1 protein-coding gene is annotated in these 431 nt (G+C 59.9%); it reads right to left on the bottom strand.

The genetic code is table 11. From position 1 onward, the window contains the following. A partial coding sequence (locus HZU72_RS23605) for an NAD-binding protein (protein ID WP_180096384.1) occupies window positions 1-431 on the bottom strand: 431 nt, incomplete at both ends.

The raw sequence follows: 431 nt of genomic DNA, 5'->3' as shown, positions 1-431 counted from the left end.
GAAATGGCGATATCGATCTCGCCGCCCTGCACCAAATCCACGTAAGCGGCGTTGTTAATCAGCGTCAGCACCTTCTTCGCCCCTAGGCGCTTAGCCAGCAGCGACGACATGATATTGACCTCGTCGTCGTTGGTCAGCGCGCAGAAAATATCGCACTCTTCGATATTCTCCTCTTCCAGCAAGCGCTTGCTGGTGGCGCTGCCGTGGAGCACCACGGTGCGATCCAGCCGCTCAGAAAGGGTGGTGCAGCGCTCCAGGCTGTGCTCGATGATCTTGACCTGGTGGCTATGCTCCAAATGCTCCGCCAACCGCTCGCCGATATTGCCACCCCCAGCGATCACGACGCGACGGAAATCCCGCTCGACCCGGCGCAGCTCACTCATTACCGCGCGAATATCCCGGCGGGCGGCAAGGAAGAACACTTCGTCGTC

Origin of the sequence: Vreelandella sedimenti, assembly GCF_013416325.1 — a bacterium.
GTDB lineage: Bacteria > Pseudomonadota > Gammaproteobacteria > Pseudomonadales > Halomonadaceae > Vreelandella > Vreelandella sedimenti.
The sequence above is the reverse complement of the archived record's forward strand: the minus strand, read 5'-3'. Positions and strand labels throughout refer to the sequence as shown.